Source organism: Streptomyces sp. NPDC091412 (assembly GCF_044756885.1).
Classification (GTDB): Bacteria; Actinomycetota; Actinomycetes; order Streptomycetales; family Streptomycetaceae; genus Streptomyces.
Genome location: NZ_JBIVTV010000037.1, coordinates 1 through 10,931 on the forward strand (window position 1 = coordinate 1; position 10,931 = coordinate 10,931).

General features: G+C 69.8%; 10 protein-coding genes. 8 read left to right on the plus strand and 2 right to left on the minus strand.

Features of this window, described 5'->3' with window-relative positions:
• The first annotated feature begins 399 nt into the window (after positions 1–399).
• The 3 genes from ACIQMV_RS37925 (at position 400) to ACIQMV_RS37935 (ending at position 1,736) form a co-directional block, all read left to right on the plus strand.
• On the plus strand, positions 400–738 hold the full coding sequence (locus tag ACIQMV_RS37925; RefSeq protein ID WP_141359526.1) for a YnfA family protein: 339 nt from the start codon (positions 400–402) through the stop codon (positions 736–738).
• A 69-nt stretch (positions 739–807) separates the two neighbouring features.
• On the plus strand, positions 808–1,584 hold the full coding sequence (locus ACIQMV_RS37930) for an SDR family NAD(P)-dependent oxidoreductase (protein ID WP_141359527.1): 777 nt from the start codon (positions 808–810) through the stop codon (positions 1,582–1,584).
• Complete coding sequence (locus tag ACIQMV_RS37935; protein WP_172632890.1) at positions 1,584–1,736, plus strand: hypothetical protein; 153 nt, start codon at positions 1,584–1,586, stop codon at positions 1,734–1,736. The genes ACIQMV_RS37930 and ACIQMV_RS37935 overlap by 1 nt, the downstream gene beginning before the upstream one ends.
• Positions 1,737–1,772: 36 nt before the next feature.
• Here the strand turns inward: ACIQMV_RS37935 and ACIQMV_RS37940 are convergent, their stop codons facing one another.
• Entirely contained in the window at positions 1,773–2,966 is a 1,194-nt protein-coding gene (locus tag ACIQMV_RS37940; RefSeq protein ID WP_141359528.1) for an RtcB family protein, read from the minus strand.
• 185 nt (positions 2,967–3,151) lie between these two features.
• Between ACIQMV_RS37940 and ACIQMV_RS37945 the strand changes: the two genes are divergently transcribed.
• From ACIQMV_RS37945 to ACIQMV_RS37955, 3 genes are all read left to right on the plus strand, one after another.
• Positions 3,152–4,051 carry a DUF3558 domain-containing protein gene (locus tag ACIQMV_RS37945; RefSeq protein WP_402597640.1) on the plus strand — a complete coding sequence of 300 codons (900 nt, stop codon included), beginning with the start codon at positions 3,152–3,154 and terminating at the stop codon, positions 4,049–4,051.
• Between the two features lie 118 nt (positions 4,052–4,169).
• Positions 4,170–5,087: a DUF3558 family protein gene (locus ACIQMV_RS37950; protein ID WP_402597642.1), complete on the plus strand. Its 918-nt coding sequence runs from the start codon at positions 4,170–4,172 to the stop codon at positions 5,085–5,087.
• Between the two features lie 131 nt (positions 5,088–5,218).
• On the plus strand, positions 5,219–6,553 hold the full coding sequence (locus ACIQMV_RS37955; protein WP_402597668.1) for a DUF2637 domain-containing protein: 1,335 nt from the start codon (positions 5,219–5,221) through the stop codon (positions 6,551–6,553).
• 98 nt (positions 6,554–6,651) lie between these two features.
• On the opposite strand, the gene lysS is transcribed toward ACIQMV_RS37955, so the two are convergent.
• Positions 6,652–8,394 (minus strand): lysine--tRNA ligase, encoded by a 1,743-nt coding sequence (lysS, locus tag ACIQMV_RS37960; protein ID WP_402597643.1) that lies wholly within the window; start codon positions 8,392–8,394, stop codon positions 6,652–6,654.
• 231 nt (positions 8,395–8,625) lie between these two features.
• On the opposite strand from lysS, the gene argS reads away from it, so the two are divergent.
• Together argS and ACIQMV_RS37970 are read left to right on the plus strand one after the other, a co-directional pair.
• Complete coding sequence (gene argS / locus ACIQMV_RS37965) at positions 8,626–10,389, plus strand: arginine--tRNA ligase (protein WP_402597644.1); 1,764 nt, start codon at positions 8,626–8,628, stop codon at positions 10,387–10,389.
• A gap of 285 nt (positions 10,390–10,674) precedes the next feature.
• A partial coding sequence (locus ACIQMV_RS37970) for a hypothetical protein (protein WP_402597645.1) occupies positions 10,675–10,931 on the plus strand: 257 nt, incomplete at its 3' end.

Here is a 10,931-nt window from a genome sequence, read left to right on the forward strand (position 1 = left end):
CTCCCAAGGCCGGAATCACTCCCACGGCCAACGTCACGCTCAGCAGCGCCCCGAAGGCCCTGCCCCCGCCCCGCAATCCAGTCCGCATCCCCGCTACATCCCACCCATGTCGCTCTCACAGCTGACTTCCGTATCTAAAACGGGCAGGCAAAGGGAGCGTCAACAGGAAGGAAAGGGACATCAGTTGTCCAAGGTCAACAACCGGATGTGATCAACCATACGTTTATCGGCGACAGCACAAGACCGGCCATTTTGATGGCTTGTTCATGACTATTCTGATTGGTTCCCGCCATCCCGGGGCAGTCGAGGCCACCAGCCGGCACGTGTCACGTTGTGTGACCGAAAACGGTCGACCGGACCGCCCTCTTCCCGGCAGAGGCTTCGTGCGAGGCTGCCCTCATGCTGATCCTCCGTTCCGCCGCCCTCTTCGTCGTCGCCGCGCTGTTCGAGATCGGCGGCGCCTGGCTGGTCTGGCAGGGCGTGCGCGAGCACCGCGGCTGGATGTGGGCAGCCGGCGGCGTCCTCGCGCTCGGCGCGTACGGCTTCGTCGCCACCTTCCAGCCCGACGCCCACTTCGGCCGCGTCCTCGCCGCCTACGGCGGGATCTTCGTCGCCGGTTCGATCCTGTGGGGCATGGCCGCCGACGGCTACCGGCCCGACCGCTGGGACGTGACCGGCGTGCTGGTCTGCCTGGCGGGCATGGCCGTGATCATGTGGGCACCACGGAACGGCGGCTGACGCTCCCCTACGCTGGGGACGACGACCGCGCAGACACGCACCCGACACCCGTCCCCGAGGAGCAAGCCCATGGCCACCGCCGCCCCGTCAGCCGCCTCCCGCATCGCCGTCGTGACCGGTGCGAGCAGCGGCATCGGCGCCGCCACGGCCCGGCAGCTCGCCGCCGCCGGCTACCGGGTCGTCCTGACCGCCCGCCGCAAGGACCGCATCGAGGCGCTCGCCGAGGAGATCGGCGCGGCCGGCCACTCCGCCACCGCCTACCAGCTGGACGTGACCGACCGCGCGGCGGTGGACGAGTTCGCCACGGCCTTCAAGGCCATCGGTGTCCTGGTCAACAACGCCGGCGGGGCACTGGGCGCCGACCCCGTCGCCACCGGCGACCCGGCCGACTGGCGCACGATGTACGAGACGAACGTCCTCGGCACCCTCAACCTCACCCAGGCCCTCCTGCCCCAGCTGGAGGCCAGTGGGGACGGCACGGTGGTCGTGGTCTCCTCCACCGCCGGTCACGGCACCTACGAGGGCGGCGGCGGCTACGTCGCCGCCAAGCACGGCGCCCACGTCCTCGCCGAGACCCTCCGCCTGGAGATCGTCGGCAGGCCGGTCCGGGTCATCGAGATCGCCCCCGGCATGGTCAGGACGGAGGAGTTCGCGCTCACCCGCTTCGGCGGCGACCGGGAGAAGGCCGCCAGGGTCTACGACGGCGTGGCCGAGCCTCTGACGGCCGACGACGTGGCCGACACCATCACCTGGGCGGTCACCCGCCCCAGCCACGTCAACATCGACCTCCTGGTCGTCCGCCCCCGCGCCCAGGCGTCGAACACCAAGGTCCACCGGGAGCTGTGATGACCGACGACCAGGACCGGGAGCCGGAGCGCGCACGCCTCGCCCTGGAGAAGAAGCGCGAACGGTACGTCTGGTACTACCTCGGCTACTTCCTCTTCGGCATCCACGTCGTCGCCTTCGTGATGATCTACGCGGTCCGCCACGCCAAGTAGCCGTACGGCCCGGGCGTACGGCCGCGCCCGCGGGCCTCAGCCCTTCACGCAGACGACCTGCCGCAGCTTCGCCACGACCTCGACGAGGTCCCGCTGCTGGTCGATGACCTGCTCGATCGGCTTGTAGGCGCCCGGGATCTCGTCGACGACGCCCGAGTCCTTGCGGCACTCCACGCCCCGCGTCTGCTCCTCCAGGTCCCTGGTGGAGAAGCGGCGCTTGGCGGCGTTGCGGCTCATGCGCCGGCCGGCGCCGTGCGACGCGGAGTTGAAGGACTCCTCGTTCCCGAGGCCCTTGACGATGTACGAGCCGGTGCCCATGGAGCCCGGGATGATGCCGTACTCCCCCGCCCGGGCACTGATCGCTCCCTTGCGGGTGACGAGGAGGTCCATGCCCTCGTAGCGCTCGCGGTTCACGTAGTTGTGGTGGCAGCTCACCTCGGGCTCGAAGGTCACCCTGGCCTTCTTGAACTCCCGCCGGATCACGTCCTTCAGGAGCGCCATCATGATCGCGCGGTTGTACCTCGCGTACTCCTGGGCCCAGTACAGGTCGTGCTCGTACGCCGCCATCTGCGGTGTGTCCGCCACGAAGACGGCGAGGTCGCGGTCGACCAGCCCCTGGTTGTACGAGAGCTTCTGCGCGACGCCGATGTGGTGCTCGGCGAGTTCCTTGCCGATGTTGCGGGAGCCGGAGTGCAGCATGAGCCACACCGACTGGGACTCGTCGACGCACACCTCCACGAAGTGGTTTCCGCTGCCCAGCGTTCCCATCTGCTTCGTGGCGCGCTCCTGACGGAATCTGACCGCCTCCGCCACCCCGTCGAAACGCCCCCAGAACCCGTCCCACCCCGCGGTGGCCAGACCGTGGAACCGTCCCGGATCGACGGGATCGCCATGCATTCCCCGTCCCACCGGAATCGCCTGCTCGATCTTGGAGCGGAGGCGGGACAGGTCGCCGGGAAGATCGCCGGCCCTCAGCGAGGTCTTCACGGCCGACATTCCGCAGCCGATGTCCACGCCCACGGCCGCCGGGCAGACCGCGCCCCGCATCGCGATGACCGAGCCGACCGTCGCGCCCTTGCCGTAGTGCACGTCCGGCATGACGGCGAGGCCCTTGATCCAGGGGAGGGTCGCGACGTTACGGAGCTGCTGCATCGCCACGTCCTCGACCGTCGCCGGGTCGGTCCACATGCGGATCGGGACCTTCGCGCCCGGCATTTCCACATACGACATATCGCCCTCATTCCCCCGGAAACACAACAGAAGCATGGAAACGCAATACCAGCGCCAAGGTCAGCGAAACAGGACAACGGACCGGCGTCCACGGCAGTGCGTGCGATACACATTGTCTCCAGGGAGCGCCCCCGCCCGGCAAGCGAATAACCAGCGGGGCCATCGAAAGCGAGAGGAGCCTGACCGTGCTGCGGAAGGCGTACGTACCCGGCGCGGCCGCGCTCCTCGCGGCGCTGCTGCTGGGCGGCTGCACCGGTGGTTCGTCCAGTGACGGCCGGGCGGACAACGCCAACCCCGGCGGCGCCGACGCGACGACGGCGGCGGCCCAGCCGGGCAGGTACCGGACGCTTCCGGAGGCCTGCCGCGCGGTCGGCCACAACACCCTCGACTCACTGCTCCCCGGCATCAAGCAGATCATGGACGTGGACCAGCGGGACAAGGCCTACGAGGGCCAGGCGACGCTCACGTACGACACCGACCGCAAGGTCGGATGCCGCTGGAAGGTGGAGTCCTCGGACGCCACCGACCATCTCTCCATCGACTTCGAGCGGGTCGTCTCCTACGACAACACCGTCAGCGACGACAGTCAGGCGCAGTCGGTCTTCGCCGCCAAACGGGCCGCCGCGCACCTTCCCGAGCCGACCGCCACCGAGAACTCGGCCTCCACGACCGAGTCCAGGACCGCCTCCGGCGCGGGCTCCGCATCTCCTTCCGGTTCCGGTTCCGGCAGCACCCCGCCGTCGTCCCCGTCACCCTCGGCGTCCTCGGCGTCCTCGGCGTCCTCGGCGTCCTCGCCCTCCCCCGACTCCTCCTCGTCCGCCTCCGGCGACGCCGCTTCGGCCGACCTCCAGCCCCGGCTCCTGAGCGATCTCGGCGACGAGGCGTTGCTCGACGACGCGCTCGGCAGCTCCGGTTCGACCGCCCAGCAGCGCACCGTGACTGTGGCATTCCGCACGTCCAACGTGATCGTGACCATCGTGTACGAGGAGCAGCCGGCGACCGTCGGCGTCGTCCCGGACAGCAAGGAAATGCAGGACAAGGCAAGGAAACTGGCCGCTCGCCTGGCCGATTCACTGGGTGGTTGACGACTCCCGCGCGGCACCCGGTGACGCCGCGCTCAGTACGACAAGTGGGACCGCACGGCTGTCTCACCGCGTACGGTGGCCCCTCGGACCCGAACCGACCGCAGGAACCACGAGCGTCATGAGCGAAGGAACCATGCAGCGAGCAGCCCAGCGAGAAGTGGGGGTACCTCCCACGCCGTTCAGGCAGTGGGGGCGAGCCCCGCGCACCCCGCGAGCGAAGCGTCCGAACCGCGCCCTCGTCTGCGCGATAGCCGTTCCCGTGATGCTGCTCGCCGCGGCCTGCTCCTCCTCGGACTCCGGCTCCGGCGGCGGTGCCCAGCAGACCGCGCCGGGCGACGTGAAGGGCTCCGCGAGCGCGAGCCCGTCGCCGACGGTGCAGGCGGCGGCGTACGCGAAGCTGCCCCAGGCGTGCAAGATCCTGTCGGCCAAGACACTCGGCGAACTGGTCCCGAAGGGCACGAAGTCGGGCAAGGAGAGCGCCTCCAGCGACCTCTCCACACGTGCCGGCTGCTCCTGGAACAGCCTGGACAACAACGGCGTGAAGGGCTCTCAGTTCCGCTGGCTCAACGTGTCGCTGCTGCGTTTCGAGTCCGATGTCACCCGCGGCTCCGGTGAGAAGCAGGCGCAGGCGTTCTACGAGCGGCAGGTGCAGGACGCCCGGAGCGTGGAGAACGCGCAGAACGTGAAGTCGGAGCCGGTGTCCGGGACCGGCGACGAGGCCACGGTGGTGCGCTACGACCTGAAGAAGAAGGAAGGCACCTTCAAGCAGCAGACGGTCGTGGCGCGGACGGAGAACGTGGTCGTCACCCTCGACTACAACGGTGCCGGCCTGGCCGGTGACTCGACCCCGGACGCCAACGACCTGACGAAGGCCGCGGAGAAGGCCGCCAAGGAGGCGGTGACCGCGGTGGCGACGGCGAACGGCGCGTCCGGCGGCGGTGCGCCGAGCACCTCCTCTTCCTCCTCGGCATCCGAGTCCCCCGCGAAGTCGCCGTCGACGTCGGCCTCACCGTCGAAGTCGGCGGCCCACGGCTGACCCACGGACGGCCCGCGGAAGCGGAGCAACCGGACCGGTCCCACACCCCTCGCACAGATGTGCCACCCTGTTGCGCGCAACCAACACGCAAGGGGAGGGAGTTACGGGTGGCCACGCCACAGCTGACCCGGATGCACCGCGTTCTCATCGGCGTGGTCGTCACGGGTGCCGTGATCATCGCCGGTATCGGCTTCGCAGGTTCGTACGCGGCCGTCCGTGAACTCGCCATCAAGAAGGGCTTCGGGAACTTCAGTTATGTGTTCCCGATCGGCATCGACGCGGGCATCTGTGTGCTGCTCGCCCTGGATCTGCTCCTGACCTGGATCCGGATCCCCTTCCCGCTGCTGCGCCAGACCGCGTGGCTGCTGACGCTGGCCACGATCGCCTTCAACGGCGCCGCCGCCTGGCCGGACCCGCTGGGCGTGGGCATGCACGCGGTGATCCCGGTGCTGTTCGTGGTCGCCGTGGAGGCGGCCCGGCACGCGATCGGCCGGATCGCGGACATCACGGCGGACAAGCACATGGAGGGCGTCCGCCTGACCCGCTGGCTGCTCTCCCCCGTCCCCACCTTCCTGCTGTGGCGCCGTATGAAGCTGTGGGAGCTGCGCTCCTACGACCAGGTCATCAAGCTGGAACAGGAACGTCTCGTCTACCAGGCCCGGTTGCGCTCCCGCTTCGGCCGGGCCTGGCGCCGCAAGGCCCCGGTGGAGTCCCTGATGCCGCTGCGCCTCGCCCGGTACGGCGTCCCCCTGGGGGAGACGGCCCCGGCGGGCCTGGCGGCGGCGGGCATAGAACCGGCGCTGATCCCGCCGCGCCCGCAGGTCGAGGCGGCCGCGGACGCTCGCGCCGCCGAGGCGCCACGGATGGGCGACGGGGGAGCCGCCCAGTCCGTTCCGGCGCTGGCGGAGGCACCTCCCGGCGGGCAGCGGCCCGAACTGGCCGGCCCCCACAACGGCGGGCAGCCGGCTCCGGACGAAGCGAGCCCCTGGTTCTCCGCCCCCCAGCAGATCGACTACCACGGCGGCTACGACCCGGCGTACGAGCCGGAGCCTCCGTACGAGGAACTCCCGTACGAGGAGTGGTACGAGGAACACCAGGGGTACCAGAAAGACCAGGGGTACCAGGAGCAGCACCAGGGGTACCAGGAGCACCAGGGCGAGGCCCCGCAGCCGCAGCAGCCCGAGCCCTCCCCGGAGGACACCGGCAGCTTCCCCATCCCGGCCGGCCCGAACCGCACCCGCCAGCTCGGCGAGGGCGGCGGCACCCCGCCCGCGGAGCCGGACGAGGAGGCCTACTACCAGGTCTTCCGTCAGTCGATCAACGGCAGCCTGCCCACCCCCCGCGAGTTCGCCGACGGGGTGGAGGCCACGTACGGGATCTCGCTGCCCGACAACGAGGCCAAGCACTTGGTGAGCCGCTTCTCCAACCGCTTCAACGCGGAGCTGGAGGAAGACCACATCGCCTGAGCCGTGAACCCCGAACGACCCCTGAACAACGAAGAGGGGCCCTCGCACGAGGGCCCCTCTTCGTCGTCGTATCGCCGCGTGTCGCTTCGCTGTTCCCGCTACTCCCCGAGCAGGGCCCGCACCCGCTCCTGGCCCACCGCGAGCAGCAGCGTGGGCAGTCGCGGCCCGGTGTCCCGGCCGACGAGCAGGTGGTAGAGCAACGCGAAGAAGGACCGCTGGGCGGTCTTGATCTCCGGCGGCAGCTCCTTGGGCGTGGCGTCGGCGGAGAACCCGGCCTGGACCTTGGGCACGCCGTAGACGAGGTGGGTGAGTCCGTCGAGCGACCAGTGGTCCCCGAGGCCGTCGAGCAGCAGCCGGATCGACTGCTGGGAGGGCTCGTCGAGGGACTTCAGCAGGTCGGTGTCGGGCTCCTCCCGGACGATGGTGCGCTGGTCGGCGGGGACGTGGGTGTTGATCCACGCCTCGGCCCTGTCGTACCGCGGGCGGGCCTCGTCGAGCGAGCCCAGCGGGTTGGCGGGGTCGAGTTCGGACAGGATGCGCAGCGCCTGGTCCTGGTGGCCGGCGGTGATGTCGGCGACGGACGCGAGCGTGCGGTACGGCAGCGGGCGCGGCGTCTTCGGCAGCTCGCCGGCGGCGGTACCCACCGCGCGCGTGTACGCGGCGACGTCACCGGGCAGCGCCGAGCTGTCGGCGACCTTGGCGGCGAGCTTGTCCCACTCGTCGTACAGGCGCTGGATCTCCTGGTCGAAGGCGATCTTGAAGGACTGGTTCGGCCTGCGCCGGGCGTACAGCCACCGCAGGAGCTGCGGCTCCATGATCTTCAGCGCGTCGGCCGGGGTGGGGACGCCACCCCGCGAGGACGACATCTTCGCCATGCCGGAGATGCCCACGAAGGCGTACATCGGGCCGATCGGCTGCTTGCCGCCGAAGATCCCGACGATCTGCCCGCCGACCTGGAACGAGGACCCCGGCGAGGAGTGGTCGACACCGCTCGGCTCGAAGATCACGCCCTCGTACGCCCACCGCATCGGCCAGTCGACCTTCCAGACCAGCTTGCCGCGGTTGAACTCGCTGAGCCGGACCGTCTCCGAGAAACCGCACGCGGTGCAGGCGTAGGTCAGCTCGGTGGAGTCGTCGTCGTAGGCGGTGACGGTGGTGAGGTCCTTCTCGCAGTTGCCGCAGAACGGCTTGTACGGGAAGTAGCCGGCGGAGCCGGAGCTGCCGTCGTCCTCGGACGCGGCGCCCGACCCCTCCTCGGCCTCCAGCTCGGCCTCGTCGACCGGCTTCTGCTGCTGCTTCTTGCCCGGCTTCGGCTTGGTGCGGTACTGGTCGAGGATCGCGTCGATCTCGCCACGGTGCTTCATCGCGTGCAGGATCTGCTCGCGGTACGCGCCGGAGGTGTACTGCTCGGTCTGGCTGATGCCGTCGAACTCCACGCCCAGCTCGGCGAGCGAGGCGACCATGGCGGCCTTGAAGTGCTCGGCCCAGTTGGGGTGCGCCGAGCCCTTCGGGGCCGGGACGGAGGTCAGCGGCTTGCCGATGTGCTCGGCCCACGACTCGTCGACACCGGCGATCCCGGCCGGGACCTTGCGGTACCGGTCGTAGTCGTCCCAGGAGATCAGGTGCCGCACCGGATACCCGCGGCGGCGGATCTCGTCGGCGACGAGGTGCGGGGTCATGACCTCGCGCAGGTTGCCCAGGTGGATGGGGCCGGACGGCGACAGCCCGGACGCGACGACGACCGGTTTGCCCGGGGCCCGACGCTCCGACTCCTCGATGACGTCGTCCGCGAAACGGGAGACCCAGTCGGCGGTCTCGGTGCTCTGAGCCACGATCGGCACGTCCTCTTTCCCTGAAGTTTCTCTGAAGGTTCTCCGTGGGCAGCCGCTACGGTCGCACGGCTGACCGCTCCATTGTCCCAGGCGGGTCGGCATCCGCGAAAACACCTTTTCAACGCGTTGGACGGGCGCGAGCGGCCCGGCGTTCGCCCGTCGGCCGGAAAATTCGCTTTACCCCGCATGGGATACTGGGCCTGTCTATCCATCCGCACGAGGAGAACGGCACCCTTTCCTATGGCCTCGGTCACGTCCCTCACCGCTTCCGTCCACCAGCGCCTCGCGTCCGCCCTCTCGGCCACCCTGCCGGAGACCGCCGCCGCGGACCCGCTGCTGCGACGCAGCGACCGGGCGGACTTCCAGGCCAACGGCATCCTGGCGCTGGCCAAGCGGGCCAAGACGAACCCGCGGGAGCTGGCGGCGCAGGTCGTCGGGCACGTGGTCACCGGTGATCTGATCGAGGACATCGAGGTCTCCGGACCCGGCTTCCTCAACATCACGGTCACCGACCGGGCGATCACGGAGAACCTCGCGGCGCGGGCGGCCGACTCCGAGGGCCGGCTCGGTGTGCCGTACGCGGAGCAGCCGGGCACGACGGTGATCGACTACGCCCAGCCGAACGTGGCGAAGGAGATGCACGTCGGCCACCTGCGGTCCGCGGTGATCGGCGACTCCGTCGTCCAACTCCTGGAGTTCACCGGCGAGAACGTGGTCCGCCGGCACCACATCGGCGACTGGGGCACCCAGTTCGGCATGCTCATCCAGTATCTGGACGAGCACCCGCACGAGCTGGACCACAAGGCGTCCGAGGTGACCGGCGCGGAGGCGATGTCGAACCTCGACCGCCTCTACAAGGCCGCGCGCAAGCTCTTCGACTCCGACGAGGAGTTCAAGACGCGGGCCCGGCGCCGGGTGGTGGACCTCCAGGCCGGCGACGCGCACACGGTGGCCATGTGGCAGAAGTTCGTGGACGAGTCGAAGATCTACTTCTTCTCCGTCTTCGAGAAGCTGGACATGGATGTCCGGGACCCGGACATCGTCGGCGAGTCCGGCTACAACGACATGCTCGCCGAGACCTGCCGCCTGCTGGAGGAGTCCGGCGTGGCGGTCCGCTCGGAGGGCGCCCTGTGCGTCTTCTTCGACGACGTCAAGGGCCCGGACGGCAACCCGGTCCCGCTGATCGTCCAGAAGTCCGACGGCGGCTACGGCTACGCGGCCACCGACCTGTCGGCGATCAGGGACAGGGTCTTCAACCTCAAGGCGAACACCCTGCTGTACGTCGTGGACGCCCGGCAGTCCCTGCACTTCAAGATGGTCTTCGAGACCGCGCGGCGGGCCGGCTGGCTGAACGACGACGTGACGGCGTACCAGCTGGCGTTCGGCACGGTGCTCGGCAAGGACGGCAAGCCGTTCAAGACCCGTGAGGGCGAGACGGTCCGCCTGGTCGACCTGCTCGACGAGGCGATCGAGCGTGCCTCGGCGGTCGTCCGGGAGAAGGCGCAGGACCTCTCGGAGGAGGAGATCGCCGAGCGGGGCGCCCAAGTGGGCATCGGCGCGGTGAAGTACGCGGACCTGTCGACCTCGGCGAGCCGGGACTACAAGTTCGACCTGGACCAGATGGTCTCGCTGAACGGCGACACGTCGGTCTACCTCCAGTACGCCTACGCCCGTATCCAGTCGATCCTCCGCAAGGCCGGAGAGGTACGGCCCTGCGCCCACCCGGAGCTGGAACTGTCCGAGGTGGAGCGGACGTTGGGCCTGCACGCCGACGCCTTCGCGGAGACGGTGCGGGAGGCCGCCACCGAGTACGCCCCGCACAAGCTGGCCGCGTACCTGTACCAGCTGGCGTCCCTGTACACGTCCTTCTACGACAAGTGCCCGGTGCTGAAGGCGGAGACGCCGGAGCAGGTGGAGAACCGCCTGTTCCTGTGCGACGTCACGGCCCGCACCCTGCACCAGGGCATGGCCCTGCTGGGCATCCGGACGCCCGAGCGCCTCTGAGCCTCTGAGCCTCTGACGGATCCGCCCGGTCCGTCGCCGCAGGCCCCGCCCCGTCCTCGACGCGGCGGGGCCTGCGCGCGTCTGCGAGGGCCGTCCGGGCGTCTCCCCCACCTCCTCGGGCGTGCACGGGCCGCCGGGATCGCCTTCCGTGCGCCGCACAAGATCGAAGTGCGGGGGGCACCGGGCGCGCCGACGATGACGAAGGAGCGGAGCGCGGAACTTCCCACAGTTCGGGCACTCCGCCGCGTCATGCGTCTGCGTCTTGCTTCACAGAAGGAGGAATCCATGACGGCAACGACGGAGAGCCCCACGCGGGAGAAGGCGGGCGCCGGCCAGGAGGAAGAGGAGTCCGTCATCGGACCGCTTCTGCTGGCCGCGCTGCTCGCCCGGCGTGAGGAACGCGGGGAGGACCCGGTCATCGACCACCCTCTCCTCCTCGCCGCGCTCATGCGCCGCCGGGAGGAGGGCGGGGAGTCGATGATCCAGAACCCCCTGCTGCTCGCCGCCCTGATGCGCCGCCGGGAGGAACGCGAGGAGCCCAT

Bases quoted from the DNA above. Each gene is read 5' to 3' on its own strand.
- ACIQMV_RS37935 (WP_172632890.1), top strand. From the start codon at position 1,584: ATGACCGACGACCAGGACCGGGAGCCGGAGCGCGCACGCCTCGCCCTG.
- ACIQMV_RS37940 (WP_141359528.1), bottom strand. From the start codon at position 2,966: ATGTCGTATGTGGAAATGCCGGGCGCGAAGGTCCCGATCCGCATGTGG.
- argS (WP_402597644.1), top strand. From the start codon at position 8,626: ATGGCCTCGGTCACGTCCCTCACCGCTTCCGTCCACCAGCGCCTCGCG.
- ACIQMV_RS37930 (WP_141359527.1), top strand. From the start codon at position 808: ATGGCCACCGCCGCCCCGTCAGCCGCCTCCCGCATCGCCGTCGTGACC.
- ACIQMV_RS37925 (WP_141359526.1), top strand. From the start codon at position 400: ATGCTGATCCTCCGTTCCGCCGCCCTCTTCGTCGTCGCCGCGCTGTTC.
- ACIQMV_RS37950 (WP_402597642.1), top strand. From the start codon at position 4,170: ATGAGCGAAGGAACCATGCAGCGAGCAGCCCAGCGAGAAGTGGGGGTA.
- ACIQMV_RS37955 (WP_402597668.1), top strand. From the start codon at position 5,219: ATGCACCGCGTTCTCATCGGCGTGGTCGTCACGGGTGCCGTGATCATC.